General features: G+C 41.8%; 25 protein-coding genes and 1 tRNA gene. 4 read left to right on the top strand and 22 right to left on the bottom strand.

Going from position 1 to position 25550, the window contains the following annotated elements; all coding sequences use genetic code 11:
• The 14 genes from OCU48_RS04620 to OCU48_RS04555 all read right to left on the bottom strand — a co-directional run bounded on the left by OCU48_RS04620 (window position 1) and on the right by OCU48_RS04555 (window position 13968).
• Complete coding sequence (locus OCU48_RS04620) at window positions 1–843, bottom strand: type II secretion system F family protein (protein ID WP_141343937.1); 843 nt, start codon at window positions 841–843, stop codon at window positions 1–3.
• The gene (locus OCU48_RS04615; protein WP_141343936.1) at window positions 843–1754 is read right to left on the bottom strand and encodes a type II secretion system F family protein; all 912 of its coding nucleotides are present in this window, start codon (window positions 1752–1754) and stop codon (window positions 843–845) included. Before OCU48_RS04615 ends, OCU48_RS04620 begins: the two co-directional genes overlap by 1 nt.
• A complete protein-coding gene (locus OCU48_RS04610) occupies window positions 1751–3034 on the bottom strand; it encodes a TadA family conjugal transfer-associated ATPase (RefSeq protein ID WP_141343935.1) in 1284 nt (427 codons plus the stop codon). Before OCU48_RS04610 ends, OCU48_RS04615 begins: the two co-directional genes overlap by 4 nt.
• Window positions 3031–4296 carry a CpaE/TadZ family protein gene (locus OCU48_RS04605; protein WP_141343934.1) on the bottom strand — a complete coding sequence of 422 codons (1266 nt, stop codon included), beginning with the start codon at window positions 4294–4296 and terminating at the stop codon, window positions 3031–3033. Before OCU48_RS04605 ends, OCU48_RS04610 begins: the two co-directional genes overlap by 4 nt.
• On the bottom strand, window positions 4296–4757 hold the full coding sequence (locus tag OCU48_RS04600; RefSeq protein ID WP_141343933.1) for a hypothetical protein: 462 nt from the start codon (window positions 4755–4757) through the stop codon (window positions 4296–4298). The genes OCU48_RS04605 and OCU48_RS04600 overlap by 1 nt, the downstream gene beginning before the upstream one ends.
• Window positions 4754–6085, bottom strand: coding sequence for a type II and III secretion system protein family protein (locus OCU48_RS04595; RefSeq protein ID WP_141343932.1), 1332 nt, complete (start codon window positions 6083–6085; stop codon window positions 4754–4756). Before OCU48_RS04595 ends, OCU48_RS04600 begins: the two co-directional genes overlap by 4 nt.
• Complete coding sequence (cpaB, locus tag OCU48_RS04590; RefSeq protein WP_141343931.1) at window positions 6085–6948, bottom strand: Flp pilus assembly protein CpaB; 864 nt, start codon at window positions 6946–6948, stop codon at window positions 6085–6087. The genes OCU48_RS04595 and cpaB overlap by 1 nt, the downstream gene beginning before the upstream one ends.
• Window positions 6945–7394, bottom strand: a complete 450-nt coding sequence (locus OCU48_RS04585) for an A24 family peptidase (RefSeq protein ID WP_141343930.1) — start codon at window positions 7392–7394, stop codon at window positions 6945–6947. Before OCU48_RS04585 ends, cpaB begins: the two co-directional genes overlap by 4 nt.
• A gap of 16 nt (window positions 7395–7410) precedes the next feature.
• Window positions 7411–7620, bottom strand: coding sequence for a Flp family type IVb pilin (locus OCU48_RS04580; protein WP_141343929.1), 210 nt, complete (start codon window positions 7618–7620; stop codon window positions 7411–7413).
• 375 nt (window positions 7621–7995) lie between these two features.
• Window positions 7996–8169 carry a Flp family type IVb pilin gene (locus OCU48_RS04575; protein WP_141343928.1) on the bottom strand — a complete coding sequence of 58 codons (174 nt, stop codon included), beginning with the start codon at window positions 8167–8169 and terminating at the stop codon, window positions 7996–7998.
• A gap of 153 nt (window positions 8170–8322) precedes the next feature.
• Window positions 8323–9276 carry a transcriptional regulator LeuO gene (gene leuO / locus OCU48_RS04570; RefSeq protein WP_141343927.1) on the bottom strand — a complete coding sequence of 318 codons (954 nt, stop codon included), beginning with the start codon at window positions 9274–9276 and terminating at the stop codon, window positions 8323–8325.
• Between the two features lie 300 nt (window positions 9277–9576).
• Entirely contained in the window at window positions 9577–11718 is a 2142-nt protein-coding gene (locus OCU48_RS04565; protein WP_244312212.1) for a bifunctional 2',3'-cyclic-nucleotide 2'-phosphodiesterase/3'-nucleotidase, read from the bottom strand.
• Window positions 11719–12252: 534 nt separating this feature from the next.
• Window positions 12253–13461: an NAD/NADP octopine/nopaline dehydrogenase family protein gene (locus OCU48_RS04560; protein WP_167496144.1), complete on the bottom strand. Its 1209-nt coding sequence runs from the start codon at window positions 13459–13461 to the stop codon at window positions 12253–12255.
• A 195-nt stretch (window positions 13462–13656) separates the two neighbouring features.
• A complete protein-coding gene (locus OCU48_RS04555) occupies window positions 13657–13968 on the bottom strand; it encodes an HPF/RaiA family ribosome-associated protein (protein ID WP_141343925.1) in 312 nt (103 codons plus the stop codon).
• Window positions 13969–14366: 398 nt separating this feature from the next.
• Between OCU48_RS04555 and OCU48_RS04550 the strand changes: the two genes are divergently transcribed.
• Window positions 14367–14705 carry a cytosolic protein gene (locus OCU48_RS04550; RefSeq protein WP_141343924.1) on the top strand — a complete coding sequence of 113 codons (339 nt, stop codon included), beginning with the start codon at window positions 14367–14369 and terminating at the stop codon, window positions 14703–14705.
• A gap of 143 nt (window positions 14706–14848) precedes the next feature.
• Here the strand turns inward: OCU48_RS04550 and OCU48_RS04545 are convergent, their stop codons facing one another.
• From OCU48_RS04545 to OCU48_RS04535, 3 genes are all read right to left on the bottom strand, one after another.
• Window positions 14849–14974 carry a hypothetical protein gene (locus OCU48_RS04545; protein ID WP_280176868.1) on the bottom strand — a complete coding sequence of 42 codons (126 nt, stop codon included), beginning with the start codon at window positions 14972–14974 and terminating at the stop codon, window positions 14849–14851.
• Between the two features lie 335 nt (window positions 14975–15309).
• Window positions 15310–15385 (bottom strand) — tRNA-Arg (locus OCU48_RS04540).
• A 171-nt stretch (window positions 15386–15556) separates the two neighbouring features.
• Complete coding sequence (locus OCU48_RS04535) at window positions 15557–16207, bottom strand: glutathione S-transferase family protein (protein WP_141343923.1); 651 nt, start codon at window positions 16205–16207, stop codon at window positions 15557–15559.
• 205 nt (window positions 16208–16412) lie between these two features.
• On the opposite strand from OCU48_RS04535, the gene OCU48_RS04530 reads away from it, so the two are divergent.
• The gene (locus OCU48_RS04530) at window positions 16413–17000 is read left to right on the top strand and encodes a YhgN family NAAT transporter (protein ID WP_141343922.1); all 588 of its coding nucleotides are present in this window, start codon (window positions 16413–16415) and stop codon (window positions 16998–17000) included.
• Window positions 17001–17121: 121 nt separating this feature from the next.
• On the top strand, window positions 17122–18225 hold the full coding sequence (locus OCU48_RS04525; protein ID WP_141343921.1) for an alkene reductase: 1104 nt from the start codon (window positions 17122–17124) through the stop codon (window positions 18223–18225).
• A 54-nt stretch (window positions 18226–18279) separates the two neighbouring features.
• On the opposite strand, the gene OCU48_RS04520 is transcribed toward OCU48_RS04525, so the two are convergent.
• The 3 genes from OCU48_RS04520 to OCU48_RS04510 all read right to left on the bottom strand — a co-directional run bounded on the left by OCU48_RS04520 (window position 18280) and on the right by OCU48_RS04510 (window position 21557).
• A complete protein-coding gene (locus OCU48_RS04520; protein ID WP_141343920.1) occupies window positions 18280–19404 on the bottom strand; it encodes a M20 family metallopeptidase in 1125 nt (374 codons plus the stop codon).
• Window positions 19405–19471: 67 nt separating this feature from the next.
• Complete coding sequence (dcuC, locus tag OCU48_RS04515; protein ID WP_141343919.1) at window positions 19472–20839, bottom strand: anaerobic C4-dicarboxylate transporter DcuC; 1368 nt, start codon at window positions 20837–20839, stop codon at window positions 19472–19474.
• Window positions 20840–21110: 271 nt separating this feature from the next.
• The gene (locus OCU48_RS04510) at window positions 21111–21557 is read right to left on the bottom strand and encodes a low molecular weight protein-tyrosine-phosphatase (protein ID WP_141343918.1); all 447 of its coding nucleotides are present in this window, start codon (window positions 21555–21557) and stop codon (window positions 21111–21113) included.
• A 169-nt stretch (window positions 21558–21726) separates the two neighbouring features.
• Between OCU48_RS04510 and cobO the strand changes: the two genes are divergently transcribed.
• Window positions 21727–22323 (top strand): cob(I)yrinic acid a,c-diamide adenosyltransferase, encoded by a 597-nt coding sequence (gene cobO, locus OCU48_RS04505; protein WP_141343917.1) that lies wholly within the window; start codon window positions 21727–21729, stop codon window positions 22321–22323.
• Window positions 22324–22361: 38 nt separating this feature from the next.
• Here the strand turns inward: cobO and OCU48_RS04500 are convergent, their stop codons facing one another.
• Together OCU48_RS04500 and OCU48_RS04495 are read right to left on the bottom strand one after the other, a co-directional pair.
• Window positions 22362–23051, bottom strand: coding sequence for an aspartate/glutamate racemase family protein (locus tag OCU48_RS04500; protein WP_141343916.1), 690 nt, complete (start codon window positions 23049–23051; stop codon window positions 22362–22364).
• 15 nt (window positions 23052–23066) lie between these two features.
• Window positions 23067–25406 (bottom strand): AsmA family protein, encoded by a 2340-nt coding sequence (locus OCU48_RS04495; protein WP_141343915.1) that lies wholly within the window; start codon window positions 25404–25406, stop codon window positions 23067–23069.
• Window positions 25407–25550 lie beyond the last annotated feature (144 nt).

Genomic DNA, 25550 nt, shown 5'->3' with positions numbered 1-25550 from the left:
TTAATTGCCTGTCATCATTCGTGTAATACCCGGAGCCAAAATCAAGATGACGATGGGGAACATAATAAAAAGGATTAGAGGTGCACTCATTTTTGCCGCGAGCTTGCCGATTTTTTCTTCCATAACCAAAATCTGCTCATTACGGAAATCTTCCGCCAAATCTGAAAGGACGGGGGCTACTGAGGTGCCATACTGAATATTTTGAGTCAACGTCAAAGCAAAGCTTCGAACCTGAGGCGTGGGAACACGCTTGGTTAGATCTACTAATGCGGCTTCCATTCCCTTTACTTCTGCCGCATCAGACGTTTTGCGGATCTGATAGCAAAGATCTTTATCAAAGCTTTTTAACTCATCACCCAGATAGCGAAATGCCCCCTCAAGAGTCATGCCGGTTTGAACACATACCGCCATCATGTCAATCATATAAGGGAGTTGGCGGGAGTTTTTGTCGATAAGCCGCTTTTTACGTAGGGCGAGATACATGTCAGGAACAATAATTACCCCAACAATGGCTCCCATGAAGCTAATCAACATATCACTCGTTTCGTGGACAAAGAGAAGGATACCGATTGTTGCTATAGCCAAAAGAGCAAATTTTAATGGTTGATAATAACGTAATAAATCCTTGTTATAGATTCCGGCATCTTCAAACTTGTTGCGAATTTCTCTTTGGGTTCCCTTCCCCATCCCCCCAAGAAAATCATGAACAATGCTGAAATTAGCTTGCTTTTTACCGTCTAAAAAGCTCTTGATGCGATGTTGTGTCGCTTTATGATCGAGGTAACGCGTAATACCCAATGCAATTAATGCAGAGACTGAAATGAAAAATGCAGCAATCATCATCAGCGTATGCTCCTCACTAACCACCAGACAATAAACATTCCTGTCCCTTCACTAATTAGAAGGTAATAGAGTATCCAACGACCATCAGGATGAAATAATACAAACTCAAGATCTTTAGGGTTAATCAAATTTAAAAGCAACATAAAACAAAAAGGAATTGCGCCTACAATCTTGGCTGAAATTCTCGCCTCTGATGTCATTGCCATTTTTTTCTTCTCTAGGTTGCGAGCTTCAACAAGAACACGAATCAACTTTCCAAGAACGCTTTTTAATTGACCTCCGCGCTCCATGTTCGCGCGAATGGTAATCACAAAAAATAAGAAGGGCGGGTAAGGAAAACGCTTACAAGAACGGTCAAAAATAGCTTGTGTAGATTCACCCAAACGCATTCGATCCGAGATATCCTTAAACTCTCGCCCTACATCATTATCAGAAACCTTGGAAACATAGGCAAATGCGGCATTGATACTCTCACCTGCGGTCACCGCACTCATCAAAATATTAAGAGCATCAGGAAAGTCAGTATCAAATGCTTTACGTCGTCTATCGATAAGAAAACGTGTACCGAAGAAGAGTGCAAGTAGTGTCGCGGCTATATTAATTTCAGTTTGAGGAAAACTTAGCCATCTCTGATTGACAAAAAATGCCACACCATTGATCAACATTAGAAATAGTACAATCTTTGGTACGGGAAACTTACCTAGAGACGCTGAAATTACGTTCCAAGTGCTAGTAATTCTTTGCAATAAATTGGATTTAGTCAGTCCTTCAATATCAAGAGCAGATAATTCTTTGCTTTTTCTCTGCGATGTTTGCTCAAGGAAGACATAACGAGGATCTGGCTTGCGTTTTAAATAGAACGCAAAACCAAATCCGACAAATGCAACACTTAACAGCAACCAACTACTCACGCAGGCTCAGCCTCCATTTCAAAGGCCGCTTCTAGCTCTTTAGATAGACCGTATTCAGAGGCGCTAATGTGTATTTGAGAGCGGCTTGGCAAACCGGAAGTGACAAACTGCCCATTCACTTTGTCTTTTGCTTGCTCCTGATCAGGAACAAACTTAAAGATCTCTTCCATAACGGGCGCTTCACCCTCTAGGCCATAAAGTTCCGAGATACTGGTGACTTTTCGACTGCCATCACGAAGACGGTTAACTTGAATAATTAGATGCACTGCAGAAACAATTGTGCGTCGGATGGCAGGAAGTGGCAAAGCAAGGTTTGCCATCATGACCATCGACTCAATACGAGATAATGCATCTCGCGGGGTGTTGGCGTGAAGCGTTGACATTGAGCCATCATGACCTGTATTCATCGCCTGAAGCATTTCAAAGGCTTCTGCACCGCGACACTCTCCCAAAATAATTCGTTCTGGACGCATACGCAGGGCATTAATTACCAAGTCTCGTTGAGTGATAGCGCCAGAGCCTTCTGTACTGGCTGGGCGGGTTTCAAGTCTTACAACATGCGGCTGCTGAATTCTAAGCTCTGCTGCATCTTCAATGGTTAAGATACGTTCATCATTGCCTATATATTGAGAAAGCGCATTAAGCATGGTGGTCTTACCCGACCCTGTACCACCTGAGATAATAATATTTAAGCGACAGCGAGCGGCTATCATCAATACTCGCGCCATCGCTGGCGACATAGCACCAAAGCCTACCAGTTCGCGCAAGCCTAGCTTTTGCTCTTTAAACTTACGAATAGAAATAGCAACGCCATCAAGAGCAATAGGCGGAATCACTACATTCACACGACTACCATCAGCCAGTCGTGCATCACATAAAGGGTTAGATTCATCGACACGACGGCCGACGTTATTAGCAATTCGTTTAGCAATTTCGATCAATTGCTTGTGATTCATAAACGAGATGTCTACTTTTTGCGTCTTGCCATTGCGCTCAATAAAGACCTCATCAACACCATTAACCATGATGTCAGAAATCGATTCATCTTCCATTAACGACTGCAAAGGACCAAGACCAATCAACTCATCGACTAGGTTTTTAGTCAATTCTGCACGAGTCACTGAAGGCACTGGTGTTGGGTAGTTTTCGCAAAGCTTACCTATGGCTTTTTCGATTTGCACAGTCAGTTGTTGAGTGGTCATCTCATTCAACACACCAGCATCAATCACCTCAAATATTTGCGCGCGGAATTTTTCATACAGCTCTTTAGTTAAGCTCATTTTTTACCTCGTTTTAAAGAGAGCTTACTGAATAACCCCACCTTCTTTTTCGTGTTTTGACCATTGACTGCCATGGCCAATTGAGTAAACGGTGTGTGCTTGCCTTTTTCTAACGCTTGTAACTTCTTGCCCTCAATTAATTGCTTAGCCGCTGTTTTATAGAAAGGGATTACCATGTCTGGTTTCATTTTTATAAATCGCTCTACCTCTTCAATATTGAGGTTAAATGCAGCCTCTGGACGATGATGGTTAACCACGACCATGATCCTTGGTCGCACTAATTGAGGTATAGCGACATCTTTAATCTTGTCGAGCAATCTTTGTGTGGCTCTTACGCTTGATACTGAAGGCTCTGTAACAACAACAATCACATCACTTTCGCTGACTAAGCGCTCAGCTTTTAGCGGAAAATCAAGAGAACCAGAGAAGTCACTTACAATGAAATTGGCCTGACGACTGAGCTTTTCACTCACTGTATTGGTGTATTTTTCTAGCTCTTCAAGCTTATCTTCACCAGTAAAGCCAAGATACATAAAGTTGTGGTCCACCTCATTGAGGTAACTAGTGGCTGATTCTTCATCGAGCTTGGTTGGCTCTACAGTTATCGTACTAATATCAACCTGCTCTAGGTCTTTCTGACTAAGAATAATGTCGATATTGCTGAGGGTGTAATGATGATCTACCAAAATGGTGCGACTGCCCTTTTTGGCTAACAATGCACTCAGTTCTGTGGTGATTACAGATGTACCAATTCCGCCTTTAGAGCCAACAATAGCAACACGCTTAGCCTTTCTAAAATATCCACTCTCGTAACGCTTTCTCTCGTCTCGACTTGCTTGCTTTAAACACTCGAGTAGCTCCGATTTATCTACCGGCCAAGGGAGATAATAAAAACCCATTTTCTCAAGTCTGCGAAGAATATGTATCGAGTCCGTTTGTCCCAGTAAGATAACGGTCTTGTTATTGGGTAGCGTAGCGTTGATCTCTTGAGCGTCAGATTCAATGTCAATTGAGGCCGTTAACTGAACCAAAACCACGTCACCAAGCTGCTGCTTCTTATCCGCTTTAGGGAAACCTTTTAGGCACTTAGGTTCTTCCAGTCCTTCAAAGGCATAGGCTTCTACAACGGCTTCTTTACATTCGTTGTCACTAAAAAACAAAGTAGCCCCACCGCTTTGCTTCGGTGTGACTGATTTTGGTTGTGTTTTTTTCTTGTCTAAATCAAGCGAAAGCTCTTCTGAGAGATCGAACATATTGGCCATTAATTTACTCTCGTCCCTGGGTTAACAAGCTGAATAGTTCTATTGGTTTCTACAGAGCATCCTGCCTGTGGGTGTGGTTTTGTAATAGTCAGCGGACGGCAGTAATCAATAACGGATTGCCATTGTGATACCACTAATAAGATAGATTCTCCTTGTGGCTGCGTGTGCATAACAATCCAATCGGGGCGAACATTTAGCGATTTAATATATTGCAAAATCTGTTCGCCTTGTTTGGCATGCTCTTTTGGCACATACAGTTGATAACGGGCTTGTTTGACATCAAATTGGTCAATAATAGCTTCAATTCGAGCAAACTCTATTTCCTTGTCTGTCGACTCAAAACTCAATTCAAATTGATGTTTTTCTTGATAAGCTACGCTTTGTGTTCCTCTATCTTGCAATGCATGATCCGCACATCCAACAACTGATATCGAGAGTAGTAAAGCAAATAGATTTCTCATTGCGCAAACCCTCCATTATCCATCAATTGAACCAATTCTGCGTCTTGTTGATTGCGCTCGCTAAATTCTCTACTCATGCCAAGCCAGCGAGCAAAGGTGTTTGTTTTATGAATGCGAGGGATTGTTAAACTATCTGCCTGAGTTGGTTTAACTAGGTTAACAGTAGCAATGATAACAACTTCAGAGGTTTTGCGATTTGTTACGGACTTACTAAATAAAGCACCGAAAAAAGGAATATCGCCAAGCAATGGAATCTTCTGCAGTGATTCGATATCTTCACTATTCATCAGACCACCAATCATAAAGGTTTGGCCATCGGCTATCTCTATGGTCGTAGTGGCACGACGGGTGGAAAGTTGAGGAACCTCCGCAGAAGTAGTGGACAATATTTGATCGACAACACTTACACTTGGCTGGACCTTTAAACGAATTTCATTTTCATTTTTCACTTTGGCAGCAATGTCTAAACCAATGCCATATTCTTTAAAGGTAATTGTCGTACCATTAGTATCATTAGTAATCATGGGGATCTCACCACCCACTAAAAATGAAGCTTCCTCGCCAGATAACACCGTAATATTTGGCTCTGCTAATACTTCAGCCAAATTATCATTAGACAGGGCGGTGATAGTGGCAGAAAGATCAGAAGCCGTCATATTAGGAAAAGTAAACACACCAGGAGCTCCCCCCGATGTCCAATCAACACCTATAGTTTCACTAAACTCACTACCCACCGTTGCTATCGTTGTGCGGACATTCACCTGAAACGGCGAGTTTAACTCTAGTCCTTCGATAATACCTTCATAGGTATAATTTCGATAAAACTCTGCCTCTGGATCTCCAGTCATTGGCTCAGGAAACTCCATATTTACAGTACTCCCCCAACGTTCTGCTTTTTCTAATCCCAACATATTTGCGACTAAAGCATAAAGGCCATCTCGCTCTTTCTCAGTAAAAACTACGCCATTTACAGCAACCTTTGCGCCCATAGGTGCAATTTCAATGTTCAATTCTGGATAGCGTTTATTCACCTCTGCTCTAACATGATTTAGAGGTTGTGTTACATCAACAAGACGAGAAATGATCAAGCGACCGTCAACATCGTAAATCATCAAACGCGTTTGGCCGATTGAACTGCCAAACACCACTATTTGACGTTCATTAATCACTTTATAGTCAGCAATGGTAGGTTGGCTCATGAATACAGTGCCAATCTGTTGTTTCGTTCGTACCGAACGAGCGTCATTTAATGGGATCTGATAGGCTAAAGCCTGAACAGAAACGAAGCAAAGCACCAATGCTAACTTGCTGAAAACCTTAAAAAGCACTAGTAGACCTCTACATTCGTTGTTTGTGTTTCTGCGCCGCGCAATTCGCGTATACCTTGATAGTTTTCAATCACATCACTCATATTCGCAGGTGGGATCTCTCCAGTGATCTGAGAACGATAGATCTCCAAGTGCATAGTACGCTGTGCAAGTGATAGACGAGAAACAAACTCTGGCTCCACTTCAATGACTACAGTCGTTTTAGAATTACCAGATGCTGATACTCTAGGGCTAATGGTGTTTCCACTTTGATTTTGTTGTTCGTTGGGATCTACCGGCTTTTGCTCGAACGCAAGTACCTTGACGCCACGTTTGATTGTGCGCGCTTTTACGCCCTGAAATTGGGTAATACGAGCCCCGGTATCCGCTAAATTAGTTAAAGGAGAGCTAACAGAAATAATATCCACCATATCGCCTGGTCGGATATAGTTATTAATGAGATTCATTGTTGAGATTGGCAACGGATAAAGAATTTTACCTTCAGAGGCTAAAAGATCTAAGTACCCTGCTTGCTCTGGAGAGGTAAACATTTCAGGAAAAACATACTCACCAGCAGGAATGTTGTGATTAGCTCGGCTATCTTCCACCAAACTGATATTGATATCTGAATTGACGCCTAGAGCATTAGCCTCTAATTCAGGAAGGACAGCTCGTTCGAGTTTGTTATTAGTAACGACTTCACCGCGAGAAAGCTCAGACTTACTGCGCCAAAGCACGAACTTTATCTCTTTTTTTTCTTCAACTTGAGCTTGGACTTGTTTCTTTGCATTCGTTTCTGCACGCGCATTGACATTTTGCATTATTGCAAACAGACCGAAAGCAACAAAAATAAAGGAAAATATAAAAATCAATCGAGAGCTCATGAATAGATTGCAAGTCCTTGTGAAAAGTAGAGGGAAAGGTTTACACCACAGACAATGGCTATCCCATAAGGTAAACCCTCATCTTGTGCATCCTTAAATAAAAATCGATACTTCACCCAATAAAATATCGATAAAAATCCACCACACAGTAATGTAGCAACAAAAAAATCAAGCAACTGGGCAAGTGGGAATAATGGAGCAACTGCGATAAGTAATTTACCATCACCACCACCCCAAACATTGCACATATGGAATATAAAACCAATCAAGCAACAAATAATAATCGAATCGAGTCTATAAAGAGTATTAGCACTCCCACTCGACAGTAAAACTGATAATAAAAATATAATAATGACACAGTGATTATCAATTCTTCTCTCTATTGCATCGCCATAAGCGACAGATAAAAGAAATATAACAATCACTATCTCTAATAAAATAAACAAATGTAATTATGCTATTTTATGCGCCACTCGGATCAACACCACCCATTGCAGTAACTATATCTGTGAACGCAGCCCCGATTGCGTCAACTAAACCGTCACCGCCTCCTACACCAGTATACATCACTACACCTAATACTGTTGCCAAAGCAACACCAATCACACCATATTCAATCGCAGTTACACCGCGTTCATCTTTAATAAAGCGAGTCAGAAAAGTTTTAAACATGCTCAATCTTCCTTATATAAAACATCATGTTAGGGAGTGCCCCATAAATTCCATTTCAGACTAGTTCTATAACAAAGGGGGCTCAAAAGACACTAGATTAGCAAGATCACCCACACTTACACAAATTTAACAATTAACCTACACTTATTCCTATTTGTAATATTTAAAGGTCAAAACCAAGAGACTTAGATCGCATTTTTACCTAAGCATGACATTATTTGACATTTTCCTGATAATTAAAAAGTTGAGACCCAGGTTTAAAAAATTACGGTGTAGCTAATATGTGAAGGAAGATTGAGTGAAATGTAAGCTTATTTGTTGTTTATAAAAAACCGGTGGTTAATTTGTGGGAGAGCTTGGATATTAAGAAGTGAATTAAAATGCGATGGTGATCGAGGTATACATAGACGACAAAGCAGAAATAAATCCTGATTCGTTATCTCCCATGATAATTGCAAGTGAGGTTGCCAGAGCCATACCTATCATTCCATACTCTATCGCAGTAACACCTCCCTGGTCGGATAATAGTTTTTTCAAAAAACGCTTCATGGTTGGTCTTTATTAGATAATTTCACTGATTATAAATCAGGCAAGTTTTCATGACAAAATAGAGAACATTAGCTTATCTTATATAGAAGTGAAATAAAAATGCTCACTGATTATCCAGTGAGCATGAAATAATATCCACAATAAAGGAAGTAACTATTTAACAACAAAAGGGAAAGCGTGTTCAAATACACTTTGAATTTGTTGTTTCATCCAAGCGTGAGAGTCATCTTTTTCATTTGCTTGATGCCAATTTAAATAGGTATTAAATCGGTCGTCTTTACCTGGTAAAGGCAATACACGAATATTGAACTGGCTTCCTAACTGCTCCACCACTCGCCTAGGAGCGACACTAATTAAATCTGTGTTCGCAACTATTGTCATTACCTCATCTAAGCTACTAGATAAATAAGTGGGTTTCTTACTCAATGCATTAATCTTTTGTAAACGAGATTGCATATTGGCGGTTACTGCCATTTTCTCTACTTGTAGGCAATCAAAGGTAAGGTTCAAGTATTGATTCAGGCGAGGATGATCTTCTGCAAATACGACCACCAATTCATCAGATAACAGCAAACTACTGGTAAAGCCTTCTGTCATAACCGGTTCCATATCAATGACGAAGTCAGTATTTTGATTAAGAGGAGCATGCGTTGGATGTGTCTCTGAAATCAAAGATAAAGATACGCCCGGAGCATTTTCTGAAACCTGAGTAATCAGTTCGCTTAAATAACGCTGGTCTTGCGGCGCACGAAGAACAATATGATAATTGCGACAAGATGATTCCGCCTCGAAACGGCTATTAGGTAATTCATCTCTGATGATATGCATAACATGGCTCAACGAGCTTTGAAGCTGTTCAGCACGAACTGTAGGCACAATCCCTCGGCCCATGCGCTCAAACAATTCATCGTCAAACAAAGCACGCAAACGCGATAAGGCATTACTCACAGCAGGTTGAGACATGTTTAAGATCCTTGCTGCGCGGGTCACGTTCCTTTCAGCCATCACAGCCTCAAATACAACAATAAGGTTAAGGTCTACTTTCCTTAGTAGCGATATAGTATCGGGGTTGGTTGAGGTAAATGTGGGAGTAAGGGTTGCTTGCATGATCAATTCTCTCTGTGTTTAAGCCAAATTTGCACGCGAATACCGTTTTATTTTATAGGTAAGGCACCGCTGTACAGAGAGTGAACTATAAATGAGGCTGATGATTTATATGGAATAGTCGATATAACATTTCGGGAAACATCATAATCAAAGAATAAGTAATTTAAAAACAAAGTGTTATAAGTTATCAGCATCTTGATTAGATTTGATAACTGAAACATTGGCCACAAAAGTGTAACCAAATAAAACAAAGGCAGACCATTTGGCCTGCCCAGAGTTATTAATTAACCATCAAAACGATTAATTGAACGTATAGGTGTAAACGCTATAACCTTCATTATCACCAACATTGCCAGTTTCGTTAGTAAATTCAATTGAATCTACTTCTTCAGCAAATGCTTCTGCTCTTGGCGATGACAGGAAGTTAACTTTCAGCCCTTGAGTACCCATCAGGCTAAAGTTTTTAGCGTTAACAAACTCATGCTTTGGTACTACTTCTTCAGATTCAGCTTGCTCAGCAAGATGTTTCAGATATTGATCAACTAGTTCACGGTTTGTGTAAGCCGCATCTTTAAGCACTTCTTCTGCGTTATCAATACCCGGGATCCAATCATTAGAAGCGCGGTAGTTGTTAGTCACTACATAAACAACTTGCTCATCCATCAAGGCTACACCGTCATAGGTCAGTTCGCCAATTCGGCGACTATCTTGTTGTTGTGGTTTGCCATCGACAAGTTCAAGCTCTCCTTGGTCATCAACAAGGTAACGCGGTGGCTTTGTTACATCAATCGTGTAGTTAAGCTCAATGGCATTACCTTCTTCATCCCAGCCAGCATAAAACACATCGTAGTTGTAGCTACGGAACATTTGATGAAGTAAATAGTCACCTTCATTCTGCACTGTTTTGTACTGTTGAGAAGCGATAGTTTCAAGCCACTCTTTAATATCTGCAACAGTCAACTTCAAGATTGAAGGTGTGTTGTTGTCGAATACATAGAGGTCAGCAACACTCGCATTGGTCAGCTCTTCACCGTTGATATCGGTGTAGTCATCACTGCCACCTCGGCCACCTTTAAATGGTGCAGACACAGACATCAAAATAGAGCCAGCCTCAAAATCAAGATCTGAAGAATCGATCTGGTCTAAACCCCAGTGGAACTGTGCTTCGTTAACAATCTGTACAGATAGATCAGGTTCTACCGCAGAGAAGAAGCTGTTGATCTTCTGAGAGATAGCGAGGATAGGTTCAGCCATGTATTTTTGTGTTGCTGAGTGTTCAGCTGCGACTTGATTCACTACTGCTTCAGACACTGCATTTTCATCTTCTGGCAATGCACGAAGCTCAGTAGTACTCTCGTCATAGTTTACAATCCAAGACTTACCTGCATCACGTGTTTCCAACACCAGATCAATAATGCCCACATGGTTACCCCAGAATCCTGGCATTACCGCTGGCTTACCAAAGATTTTACCTGCAGGTGCATCTACGCCAGCCATACCATCATAACTGCCTGATGTGGTTGGGAAATTATTGTGATCGTGACCAAACATGATTGCATCAATGCCATCTACCTTAGCAAGCTGCCAAGTAGCATTTTCAATAAACTCACCATCTTGATCGCCACCAGTCAAACCTGAATGAGGAATTGCGACGATCACATCAGCACCCTGCTCTTTCATTTGAGGTACGTAATAAGCTGCAGTTGCTTGGATATCAGATACAACAACATTGCACTCTAGGTGGCTTGCATCCCAACTCATGATTTGCGGTGGCGTAAAGCCAATAACGCCCACTTTGACGTTATATTCTTCGCCGTTTCGGGCGGTAAAGGTGCGATCTAACATCACAAATGGCTGGAATGCCGGCTCTGCAACATTTAAAAATTCAGACCCAAGTTGAGTTCCAGCCACATCACAAGTATTCGATTGAAAGTGCTCAATCGTTAAAATGGTTTCGTCATACTCGAACACGTTCGATACGACATAAGGGAAGTTAGCGTGTTGTGTAGCTGCAGCTAGAAAATCTAGACCGTAGTTAAACTCATGGTTACCAATGTTGGCAGCATCGTAGTCCATCAAGTTCATTGCTTTATAAACTGGATGAGCATTGCGTTCTAGATAGTCATTGTCTTTTGCAAACTGATTGGCAATATAATCCGCCATCGGGCTACCTTGAATAAGATCACCGTTGTCAAACAACATACTGTTTGTCACTTCACTACGTGCATCATCTATGATCAGAGCAGTACGAGCAAAGCCGTAGCTTGGCTCGTATTTATTAGCAAAGTAGTCAAACGGCATCATATTACCGTGTAAATCTGTTGTTTCCATTAAGCGAAGGTCTATCGAAACCTTACTGCCACCTGAGTCACTTGCGCTATTACAGCCCATAATTACCAGTGATAACGCACTGCACACTGCAACATTCTTAGTAAAAGACATTAAATCCTCGTTCATTTGCGATATAAAAATCTACGGGGATAATAATGCTATTTTGTGACTAAGCTATATCTGCACTAGGCAGATATGTTTCTAGTTATTACTCATTTGACGTCTTTTTTAGAGTTATCACTCTAAAAAAATGCAAGATAACACCATTTTAATGACTATTCGCTACTAAGATTAATGTGCAATCGGTTGCGTTACCGTTTGCACAGAATTTAAGTTTTGAAATAACTTTTATTGAAAAATGGGTGAATACAATAGAAATCGTAAGATAGTTGCAATAGGGAGCCACCTAGATATACATTTTCAGCACAATGAGCAGAGCCTTTGAGCAAGAAGACAAATAACACCGCTACTGAAACCGAAAAATGTCCTGCAGACACTACTCATGCCAGCATTACATTTTCGACAAATTATTGCTGGCATAAAAGTCCCTCCATCATCAGAGCATTTATTCTACAGATTCGAGAATACTGGTTACTTACCTCTTGATTGAAAACACCATCTAAGTCACTTTTTACAGCTCTAGATCTATAGATAAAAAGCAAGTAATCCGTCTAAAGTAGTGATCCCAAACCTTTGAGGAGCATGCGTTTCTCCAAGGTCTTTACCTGTAAGCCTTCCATTGTTCAGATACTCTTTCCCCATATGATATTGCGCCCAAGTAATGATCTCGTCAATGAAAGGGGTTTTGACATCGACTAACTCAGCCACACCTTTAGTTATACACAAGCCTAATGGGATGTCTTCTGTAAAATAACGGTTATTGAAATCAGGAACAAAGCCACCTTCAACAGATTTGAATGGGCATTGAAAGCCTTTATAGGCTGGGTTATTGGCAAAGAATTCATCCAAAGAACTGGCGCTGTCGTTATAAACGTAACTTGCCAAGAAATCTTTTATATGAGGAATATCAACGTCAAATCCTACTTGTTGTAGCTGCTCGCTAACGGCAATAATTTCGTTGTTGATTCGGTTCATATAGTCAGCAGTTGTGGTGGTCATTCCTTCATAGAAAAAAGGATTTTCTGCTAACACGGAGCCTTGTTGGTAGTCTTTCGTTAATTCATACAATCTAGAGGGGTGAATAACCGCATTGATAGGGTAAAGCGAAGCGGAGAGCATACTTCCACAGCTTTCAGTTTTATCAAACAATTCTTCACAAAGCGAAATCACGAAAGAAGACTGACTTACTGGGGAGCAAGCAATCTTATAGGCACGCTTAAGTTCTTGAACTTCGACACTTTCACCATATCGATTAATACGGCAGTTGAATGGCATCGGCATAATAGAAAAGAGCGTTACACCGTTAAGCTTCTCGCCCAAAACTTGCGCTGCTGCCCAATCAACTCCACCTTGCCCTGGAGTAATACCAATAGCCATTCCAGGCCTTATATAAGGTTTAATTTTGGTAAAAACGTCAACATAGGCAAAGGAAGGTAGAGGTAATAGAAGTACATCTGATTCTGGTATGACTTTCGCAGGGTCAGCCGACACACTAGATGGAGTGCCGCTAATCAAACCAGTTATACTATTGTGCTCAGCAAAGTTTGCCGTCAGCCCACCACTCTTTTCAATACCTTCTTTTATCAATCTGGCTTCATCACCAAAAGGTGCCCAAATATGAGTGTTGAATCCTTTGTAAGGAAGAAGTGCTCCCAAAGCGTGTGCTGCATTTCCTCCACCAACAATAGTAATTGTGAGCTCTTTGATTGGTCGGCTAGACAAAAATGTTTCCATGTCGCTTCTCATCTTGAATCGTTAATAAGTTGGCTTTTGAATGCCAAGTAATTGAAATTTAAAGATGCCAAGGTATCGGTACAAGTTATTAACTAGCTTGTATCTGCTATAGCTGTAAAGATTTAACGCGCAACGATTTTCGATGCTGATAAACAGTATGAATTTCTAATACTTGGCTATTTAAATAAGTATAAATCAGCCTTGTAAGCCGTGGTTCTCATGCTTAATGGAGTGCTTTGTTTTTTGCTTTTCAAGTTGGTGCTGAAGCGCTTTCGTTACATGAGTCAGTGTTGGCAAAAACTCTTTACCTTTTTCTTTTGCAAAGAATACTTCGTCATGGTTTGAAGCATGAATTTCGCATTCAAATTCCTCATAGCTTGCATGATAAATAATGTGGAAGTGACCATTAGCTAAATCGGGAAACAAGTGTTGTAGATGATTCGCTTTTTCTTCTACATCTACTTTCATCGATTCGGTGAGTGCAATATCTTTGGTTGTGATTTTCATAATCTTTCCATCATTCTTAATTTTAGTATTTAAAGTAATGTTTGATTCAATGCTCGTGGTTTTAAATGCACTCTGCTTGAATTGAAACCCGTACTTCGTGTCTTTTTTACTGATGGATTCATTGTAAGAAAGATGCTAACTCAATCCATCAATGAAAAGTAACCTTATCCTATTGAAAATATATTCGAATAATAACAATAAGTTAGATTGATTTTTTAGGATATTTACTTTCAATTGATAATTTCTTTATCATTTATAAGGGTCTTACTACTTAATCTCAAAGGTGCCTAGTGAAATTACAGAGATGAAACAGAATTATCGCCTTTAGCCATTAAATCTCTACAACGTTCCCCTCTGATAGTGATAAAATCTCCGCATCAGAATTCCCGAGAAACTCTATGTTTATCCATCATGTTAATGGCATCGACTGGCTGGTGATTACAGCTTTTGAAGAATTGAAAACTATATTTATCGAAGATGCAGGTGCAATCCCCTCTTGCTTCTCTACCGCCAGCGAATTGAACTTGATTGATCAAGCCAAGCGCACTTATGGATATTTGCCTACACTCAGCGGCGTAATCACTGATACTGGCACTTTTCAAAGCAGGGATAACGAAGAAGATTTAAATCCACAGCTTGCCTGCCTAGTTGAGGGGCGTGGTCGGGTGTTTATCTATCACGACGGCTTTGTAGCTTTTGTGGATGACGAGCAAACCTTTATTACCCGAGTGGGCTAAAAATCATTTAGTACGTTGAAGTCGGCGAACTGTATCCATTGTAAGGAATGGAATGCATGAAGAACATTCCAGAATGGATTGGGATAATTACTTTTAACGAATAGAAGCCACACATCTCATCAAGAGTCATGCCGAATTTTGGTTCATTTTTTTGCGTTTAGATGCTGTTGATATTTCTTAGAAAACCACTGATGTAAGTGCAGTCCTGTGTTTTTCTTTATCAAGTACGCGATAGATGCCAACACTAACATACCTAGAACTGTTCCCATGATGCTCTCCTATTTTTAAAAGCTAATTAGACAGTATCTTAAACAACCTACATGTTCTGTGATATTAACTAAAATTATCGCTTTATCTTGCCTAAAATCAGCGAATTGGCTCACTTAGGCATATGGTGAATGAGTAGAGATATTACAAAGCCTCTGATCAAGTAACCAAATTCACTATGCCACTATCTCATGGAGAGAACCGCACAGTTCAACTCGCGTTTATCTTCTTATGCTTTACAAAAAATCAGAAACGACAATCTAAAGGCACCAGAATCGCACCAAGAAAGAGCTATTACTTTACAAGGCACTGATAAATAAGGGAGCAAGGGCTGAAGTGGCGTCCCCTACAGGATTCGAACCTGTGTCTAAGGCTTAGGAGGCCCTTGTTCTATCCAGCTGAACTAAGGGGACGTAACAATATGTGTACCATAGCTTTTCTAGTGCAACAATCCTAAGCCATTTAGATGCTGTTTTTTTATTCAATCAAAAGCTAACACTTTGAACACGATCGATTATTGGTAAGAATCTCAACCTATCTCCCTACCCTTGACTGTGAATCCACCACACTCTTTAGGCTTAGTACTATTTTTCGGCAAGATAAGTATCTTTCAGGTAGAAGCTTTTAAATGCTGCCTCAAAATCTTCTGATATCGTCGGCTCAATAAGTCCCGAACTCAACAGGTTCTTTTGCCAAGCCTGAGCTTTGGGTAAGCCAGACAAAAAGTCGTACCCGCTGTGCTGTTTAATAATATGCGCTCTATGGAGCAAAGGAAGCCACGCAATATCAACGTTACTTAATTGATTCGATTTAAAAAAAGTGAAGCTCAAATTTAGCTGTGCTTCTACTTTCTTAAATGCAGCGACTAGCTTTTCAGAGCGCTGTTCAAAAATATCAGCGCTCTTGCTACTCATTGCCCCGCATTGAGGAAGGTAATGTTTAGTACCTAAATAACTCCATGCTCTATCTAGTGCGCGCTGCTCATTGCTGACATTTTCTTCAAGTGGACCATATTCATCTTCAATATATTCAACGATTGCATCCGACTCAAACAAGGCTGTGCCAGATTCCGTAATCAACACCGGAACTTGTCCATTGGGAGAAAGTTCCAAGAACCACTGTGGCTTGTCCTTAAGACTAATGTATTCCATCTCAAACCCAATGCCTCTAGCTGCAAGAGCACCAGTGACTCTTTGCACAAAAGGACAAATATTAAAACTGACAATCTTTAACATGTTTTACTCTCTTAATAGTTATCTCACTTCTATAAGACGGAGCAAGTTGGAAAAAGACGGCAATTTTCTGAGCTTTTTTCTGAAACTAGCCTCCTATTTAAGCTAACTATCTGACAAAACAAGGACTATTCTTCTGTACAGGTAGACACATCTTGTTTCATAATCTCGCCTTTTAATTAATCAGCCAAAGCTATCAGGACATTGAATGGATACTATATCAGCCGCTGTGATGCTCTTTCTTATCATGGACCCTATGGGCAACTTGCCTATTTTCACGTCATTACTCAAACACATTGATAAGAAACGACGTCGCCTAGTATTGATTCGTGAATTAGTGATAGCGCTAGTGGTGATGTTTCTATTCTTGTTCGCAGGCGAACAGATTCTGACGTTCCTTGGCTTAGATAAAGAAGCGGTATCGATTTCGGGAGCGATCATCTTATTTTTGATCAGTCTAAAAATGATCTTTCCTCCAGAAGGTGGCCTAGGTGCTAGCTTAGGTGCTGGTGAAGAACCGCTGATAGTACCATTAGCGATTCCCATGATGGCTGGCCCTTCTATTATCGCAACCTTAATCTTGCTTGCTCACCAAGACCCACACCGCATGGCTGACTGGTCTTTAGCTCTAATAGGAGCTTGGTTAGCATCTGCTGTGATCTTAATGTTCTCAGAAGTATTCCAACGTATCGTTGGCGACAAGGGCCTAAAAGCCGTCGAGCGTCTCATGGGGATGCTGCTGCTAATGATCGCGGTTCAAATGTTCTTAAATGGCATTGAAAGCTACCTCTCCTAGCCGCCAATCCAAGTTGATTATTGCAAAATGGGTAAAAGTATTTTGCTCATTTTGCGGTTTAAGACAATAGTTGCCACTGATAATCTAGGCTCACTTTCCAATTCCATTAAGGCATTGACCTATGACTTCAGCACTATTTGAACCAATCAAACTGGGTAACATCACCCTAAAGAACCGTATCGTAATGCCTCCAATGACTCGTTCTAGAGCCTCTCAGCCTGGCGATATTGCAAATGACATGATGGCAACTTACTACGGTCAACGCTCTCAAGCGGGCCTAATCATCTCCGAAGGCACTCAGATCTCACCAATGGGTAAAGGCTATGCTTGGACTCCAGGTATCTATAGCAAAGAACAAATCGCGGGCTGGAAGAAGGTAACTACGGCGGTGCATAGCAACGGTGGTAAAATCTTCGCTCAACTTTGGCATGTAGGTCGCGTCACCCACCCAGACAACATCAATGGCAATCAGCCTATCTCTTCATCAGCAATTAAGGCAGAAAACGTCAAGGTATTCATCGACAACAATACCGATGAGCCAGGCTTCGTAGATGTGGTTGAGCCAAGAGAAATGACCTTAACTGACATCAAAGACGTTATTGCAGAGTTTCATCAAGCGGCGTTGAACGCTCTAAAAGCAGGATTTGATGGTATCGAACTTCACGCTGCCAATGGTTACCTAATCAATCAATTTATCGATTCTGAATCCAATAACCGTACGGATGAATACGGCGGTAGTCTGGAGAACCGATTACGCTTTCTAGATGAAGTAGTGACAACCTTGGTTGATGCTATTGGATCAGATCGTGTCGGTGTACGCTTAGCCCCGCTGACAACCCTCAATGGTACAGTGGATGCGAATCCAGAATATACGTACACCGAAGCGGCTAAATTATTGAACTCCCATAATATTGCCTATCTGCATATCGCAGAAGTAGACTGGGACGATGCTCCAGATACGCCCAAGGCGTTTAAGCTTGCACTTCGCGAGGCGTTCAAGAACGCCTTGATTTACGCAGGTCGCTACAAAGCAAATACTGGCGCAAAAGCTGTCGAAGAAGGATTGGCTGATATGATAGGGTTTGGCCGACCATTTGTGGCTAACCCTGATCTGCCAGAAAGAATCAAAACCGGCGCACCATGGGCGCAGCATGATCCCAACACCTTGTTTGGCGGCGGTGAAAAAGGGCTTACTGATTACCCAACTTTCAAACAAGATAAATAACAAAAAGCCTTTAATGCACAAGCGTTAGAGGCTTTTTAAACAACTCATCCGCAGTTATAAACGATTAAGCACGTTTACCAAAAGATCGAGCCTTGGCTTGATGGAATCAATCAGAAGATACTCTTTATCCGAGTGAAGACCTGCGCCAGACGGGCCAAAACCATCCAATGTTGGCGTACCAACATTAGCGGTAAAGTTACCATCTGAACCACCACCAGCATTCTCCCAGTCGTAAACAAGATTCAATTTATCGGCTTCACTGCTGACCATTTCAATCATTTGTTCAGTCGCTTGTGTTGGGATCATGGCGGGTTTAAACGCTAGTCGCTTAACCTCGACTGTTGCTCCTTCCTCAAACGGAGAGTTTGCCATGTGCTCAAGCTTGCAATGGATCGCTTCTGCCTCTTCGTTGTTCCAGAATCGCAAATCAACAATCGCTTTGGCGTAATCAGGCACCACATTAACAGCGACTCCCCCTTCAACCGTCCCCACATTCATGGTGGTGCCCGTCTCTAGGTTCACCATATCCTTAATCGCCAATGACCAATGGCTCAGCTCATAAATTGCCGATACGCCATCTTGCAACGCCGAGCCTGCGTGGGACGCTACACCATGAAAGGTTAGCTCGTACTTTGCATTACCTTTTCGCGAGCGAATCAGGTTACCGTTTGCTCGTGAGGCTTCACACACTAATACTTTCTTACTTTTGCGAGCTAACGACTCCACCCACTCTCGAGAATATCGTGAACCAATCTCTTCATCGCAATTCAATGCGACAACGATAGAAAGCTTGTCTCTTTGCTCGGCAGATAGCATTTGCAATGCATACCATGCACTTAAGATGCCTGATTTCATATCTGTCACGCCAGGGCCATAGATCTTCTCACTATCAAAAGTAAGAGGACGCGTAGCGACTGTGCCATCTGGAAATACCGTATCCATATGTCCGCAAAGCATAACATCGTAACGCTCAGCATTAGGCTTGTTGGTAATCTCTAGACAAGGGCCTGCATCCCTATGAACGGTATGTCTTGTAACGTTAAACCCTATTTGCTCAAACATAGGGACTAGTACATCGGCTACCTTAGCGATGCCCTGCGTATTTGCACTACCACAATCTATATTCACCAGCTTTGAAAGTTGCTCAATATAGGTATTTACGTCAAAAGAAACTGTCATGATACACCTCGAGAGAGCTCTCTAATTTAAGTTTAGAGAGCTTATTTGAATGGATTATACTGTCAGATTAAGCCGCCATAGGTACAAGGAAAATGGTACCAATAATAACGGTTGCAAGGCCACACATAACGGGAACAAAGGTTCGCTTTACCACCTCAAATGGACTGATGTTACCCATACCTGAAGTAGCAACAATAACACCTGAAACCGGAGAGATTGTGCGGCCTAGGTTAGAAGCCTGTAGCATTGGGATAATAAGGAATGCTGGATTAATACCCATTTTACCTGCTAGTGCTGGCGCTAGTTCAACAAACGCATAGAATGGCGCGTTACCAGAACCTGTAGCGATGGCTGCGGCAACGGTCAATCCTGTCAACAATAACATTAGAGCTATCGCCCCTGCACCTGCGTTGTCTGCTAAGTGGATCAAATTATCAATAGCACCAATAGACATTAAGCCTTGAGCAAATACGCCAGCAGCAACCAATAGCATTACCACGCCTTTGAACGCGTCAGCCATACCGGCATAACATGATTCAAGGTCTTCAAGAGTCTGCTTGCCATCAAAACGCTTCACTACGTAATCGACTACTGCGCCAATGAAGATAGATAGCACAACGATGGTGTAGATATCTAAGGATAAACCTGGAATCGTGCGGCCATTAAACAAGAACACACCAAAAATGGGTAAGAATGGCAACACGGCATAAAAAGCAGGTGCATTCACTTCCATCTCTGAAAGGTCTATCTTCTCCATTGGGGTATTTTGCTTTTTATCTAGGTATTTGTTCCAGAAATATGCAGCAACAGCCATAACAGCAATAGCACTGATAGAAACGGGCAATACCGTTTGGAAAGCAAAGATATCGAGCGCCATGCCGGACTTTTCAGCAGCAATCACCACATCACCAGAGGTCGGTGACAAAATAATTGCAGCAGGCGATGCACATACAGCAACCGCTGCTGGGCGAGAAATGCCCATAGCAGTCATCATTGGGAATAACGTCGCCATCAATAATACGCCAAGCCCCGTTGCCGAACTTACCGCTAAAGACATCAAACATGCCACTATATAAGCGGCCACTAATAGAATGTACGGGGATTTAATAATAGAAAGAGGTTTCGAAAACTGCTTTACCACTACATTATTCGCGCCAATGTGCGTCATGTAAGAAGCAAAACCGCACAGCAACATGATCTGCAGACCAAGACCACCGCCACGGTACTGAAGCATATACTTTACAAACTCAAGAGCGTCGGTAAATGTGTTACCGGTTGACGCTACTTTAGCAGGTAATACAGTGTGCCCTAGTAAACCAGTAATAATAAGAAGTGTAAGACCAGCTGTCAGCAGAACACCTGCTGCGCGATAGCCTTTGATAATGAAGTAGCCGACGATTACGGTGGCGACTAATCCAATTAAGAGTTCTAACATGTCGATAAGCCTTGCTAATGTTTAGATTATCGACGCAACTTAGCAAAGCTATTACATCCAAAAAGGGACTCAAATCAACTTTTGATACACTTTTGCAGATAAAAGTTACAATTACTTACATTCGTGCGTTGCATCAATCTTTCATCGCTTTAAGTGACCATTAACTCAACGCTATGATTACAATAAAAACACAAATAACACTCACTTATACACCATCTCTTTTGCAAAAGGGAAACCTAGTCATGACTTCCCTCGATGACATCATCACGATTTACAGCTCAGCGAGTATTTTGTCACTACCACCTTCTATAAGGTCAAGTACACGTTCGAAGCCTTGCTCGCCACCATAATAAGGATCGGGAATTTCATCCGTCTCTAAACCTGCACCTTGAAGAAATAAAGCCAATTTATATCGGTACTCGCTAGGGCATATGTCTTGAAGATCAGTAAGGTTTTGTTTATCGGCTACTAATATACGGTCAAAATAATAGAAATCTTCTTGGGTTACTCCACGTGCTCGCTTTCTCCCAAAGGAGTAGCCTCTGTTTTTCGCTGCTGTTGCCGCACGGCTGTCCGGCTTTTCTCCGTGGTGATAATCTATGGTGCCGGCAGATTCTACTTCAATCAATAAACCCTTATTTTCGGCTCTTGTTCGCAGTACAGCCTCTGCTGTTGGACTGCGACAAATGTTTCCCATACACACGACTAAAATCTTCATCACGATCAATCCTTCTTTTATCCGTTGAACTATGTTTATCATAACCTTAGCTCGGGATCAGAAAGTCTCAATACCGAGTATGCTTAACGATTGACAGAATGTTCCATCACACCCTCATTCTGTATCGCAGTTATGACGACAATATGTCAGCAATGTAACGGGAAGGACAATGACTCAACAACAGGATCGCCACCAGCAACGCCAAAAAAAGTTAAAAGAAAAAGTCGATGAAAAGATAGCTGCGGCTACTGAAGAAAAAGGATTATTGTTAGTCATTACCGGTAATGGCAAAGGTAAATCCACATCAGGATTTGGTACCGTTGCTCGAGCCGTAGGACACGGCTTTCATTGTGGTGTCGCTCAGTTTATTAAAGGAACATGGGATAATGGCGAGCGAAACTTATTGGAACAACACGGGGTTACCTTCCATGTGATGGCCACTGGCTTTACCTGGGAGACTCAAAATAAAGACGCCGATACAGAAGCTGCACAACTCGTATGGCAAGAATGCAAAAAAATGTTGCAAGACCCAAGTCTCGACGTAGTTCTGCTTGATGAGCTGACTTATATGGTCAGCTTTGACTATATAGATTTAGACGAGGTTGTTAGTGCACTAGAGCAGCGACCGACCCAGCAATCCGTGGTCATCACTGGTCGAGGCGCACACCGCACTTTAATTGAACTGGCTGATACTGTCTCTGAAGTGCGCAACGTTAAGCATGCTTTTGACTCAGGCATCATGGCTCGCAAAGGTATTGATTGGTAGATTGACCCGAGGAACGGTATTACTTTCAATTCTTTCGCTTAGGTTAGCGACCACTCAACCGCAAAAGAAGCATGAATCAAAGTGGTATCGAACAAGGGAACGATAGTGTGCTCACTGTTGACCAACAGTCCAATTTCTGTGCAACCTAAAATAACGCCTTGCGCCCCGCGAGATTGTAAGTCTGCAATAATATCAAGGTAGATCTGGCGAGATTCAGGCAAGATCTTACCTTGGCACAGTTCATCATAGATGATCTTGTGGATCTGTTTGCGCTGCTGTTCATCTGGCACTATCACCGAAATAGCGCGATCAATCAGACGCTGTTTGTAAAAGTCTTGCTCCATAGTGAAGGCAGTGCCGAGCAAGGCAACTTTATCGATATTGTCTTGCTTAAGCGCTTTTGCCGTCGCATCAGCAATGTGCAAAAGAGGAATAGAGATAACCTGCTCTATATCCTCTGCCACCTTGTGCATGGTATTAGTACAAATCACAATCGCTTCTGCACCAGCGGTTTGAAGTGAAAGGGCAGCTCTCGATAATATCTTGGCGGCTTGCTTCCACTCTCCTTCTCGCTGAAGCTTTTCAATCTCGGCGAAATTGACGCTGTAGAGCACCAACTTCGCTGAGTTTAGACCACCTAGGCGCTGCTTCACTTGAGTGTTTAACAGCTGGTAGTAGGTTTGAGTTGATTCCCAGCTCATTCCTCCTATTAAACCTAAGGTCTTCATTGTCGTTTGCCTCGATTAGAATAGTTTTTTCAGCAATGAATCAGTGATGTTCTTGGTGTCTTCATCACTGGCTTTATCACCTAGTAGCTTTTTCAAACCACGTTCAGTTTCTTTCTTGGCCTTTTCCTCTAGCTTTTTCTTATTACGTTCAATCTCTTGTTGCTGTAGAGCAGCCAAATCCAAACTCACTTTAGGACTTGTCCAGCTTCCCTGTAAACGCAAAGGAATGGTCAAATCGGTCAGATCATCAATATCTTTACCACCCTGCCCTTCAAGAGAACCAACGACGGACGTTTTAGCCAAGATATCCATAGTCTCTATCAAATAGTTCGCATCACCGCTCGCTTTAATGCGAAGTAAAGGGGACTGCACCGATACATCAGACAAGGTTGCTACCCCTTTGTTCAGCTTAACCTTAGCGTTCATCGCGCTAAAGTCCGTTTTCTTTGCTTCTGTTTCCTTCGGCACTTCGTCACCCTTGAACTTGGCATAATTGGTGCGAATGATTTGCGCCACATTGATACCGTTTATTGCTCCATCAGCAAACTTGACCTGTATTGTGCCTGCTAGGTGCTTTTTCAGTTCATCAGGAATTAGGCTTTTGCCTTTCAGATCTATATCAATATTACCCGTACCTTCAAGAGTGTTGTTGTCGGCAACGTCCACCAGCAAAGGACCTACCTTTACGTTGTTAACTGCGGCATCGATGTCATAGCTTGCAACCGGCTGCTTGGCATTAATTACGGCTTTAGCATTGATACTGCCTTGGTAAAGTCGTGCTTTTAAAGAGCGCAGGTTAAACACGCCATCTTTAATTGCTATATCGGCAAAGGCATTTTGCATCTTGGCGTTACTTGCCTGAAGCTTATCAATAGTAATACTACCCGCAACATCCACCGTCTTCAGTACAGATAAGTCGGGCTCTTGTGCAGCCTGAGAAGAGTTACTTGATGATGCCGAGGCTTCTTTTTCTGCTGTCGCAGATTCCGCTGAATCTGCACCAGTCCACTCATCTATGTTGATGTTTGGACTATATAACTTAAAGCGAACCTTAGGAATATCCGCTAGAACAACGCTAGTAGTGCCATCAAATTGCAAATTATTGGCCGCTAACTTATTTAGAATCAGCGATAATTTATTCTTAGTGAGATCAAATTCAATGTTCGAGTTAATATCCAGATTAATAGGATTTTGCGGTAGCGTGTCCCCTGCTACCTTCCCTTTTAGATCAAAGGCATCGATATTAACCTTAGATATCGCCTCATCAACCATCAGGTTTCCCATAATGGTCAGATTGCTATCCATGCCTGCAGCGTTGCCAATTACCGCAAACTGAAAGCTACCGGGCTCACCAAACCTAAATGATGACAAGCCAAGCCTAATGGTTTTTATATCGAGGTCTTTACCTTTTAGAGGGGTTTCTAAAGCGAGATCTTTAATACCAAAGGTAGCAAGGTCTTTGTCAAGTTGAGCCTTTACGGTACTGGTAATATCAAATTCATTACCCGCCGCATTACCTTTAGCGAGTAGAGATATATTTGCCCATGCTCCCAGCTTAAATTCATCCACTTTTAAGTCAAAACTCGCAAGATCAAAATCAGGTTGTGAGAAACTGCCACCAATTTCAATCTCTTTGACTTGGTAGTCGGTAAACTCTGAATTCGTTTTTGCATTTGCTTTACCAGATATAGCGAATTTTTGCTGGTTGTTTACCCCAGAAAAGCTAAAGCTGATTGGTGTCCACTGATCAAATTCAAAGTTGGCAACCTGCAAGTTGACGTTCTCAAGTTTAGTGTACAACTTGGCTTGATCATCTTTGATCTCAAGAAAGGCATTCTCAATGTTTGCCCCTTCAAGGGAGATAGTCCATGGTTCTGATGCTTCATCAGCGCCTGCACTTGCGGTCTCAGCGCTCGCCTCAGTAGTGGACTCAGTAGAGACTGATTCATCTGTTGCTTGTTGCGAACCCGTAAGAGAGTCAAGATTACTGCTACCATCTGCGCGAGTTTCCATATATAGCTCAGCGCCAACCAGGGTCACATTTCCTACTCGTAGCTCTTTATCTAACAGTGGAAGAACGGAGATATCCAAGCCAACTTGGTCGACTTTGAGCATGTTAGGAGTACTAAACCCTTCAGGATTACTTAACGTTGTTTTACCCAGAGAAAATCCAATAGAAGGGAAGAACTGCCAACCAATATCCCCTTCGATGGTTAAATCAAGATTGGTTTGCTTCTTAGCTTGTTCCACCAGCATGGGTTTAAATTGATTGGGGTCGACAAATACTAGCAAGGCGACGACGGCTAATATGACCAATACAATTGGTGTGATGATAAATAGTGACAGCTTTTTCATCTTTTCTTCCCTGTAACCTGATACTTCTACACGCTTGCTGGACTTGGCAAACGTTAGATACAAAAAATGGCACATCTGTGCCATCTAATTCTTAACCAAAACTGGCCACTTGTATGTAACGCTAGCCTAAAAAAATGTGCTTTT

The sequence above is a fragment of the Vibrio inusitatus genome, from assembly GCA_024346935.1.
Lineage (GTDB): Bacteria > Pseudomonadota > Gammaproteobacteria > Enterobacterales > Vibrionaceae > Vibrio > Vibrio inusitatus.
The sequence above is the reverse complement of the archived record's forward strand: the minus strand, read 5'-3'. Positions and strand labels throughout refer to the sequence as shown.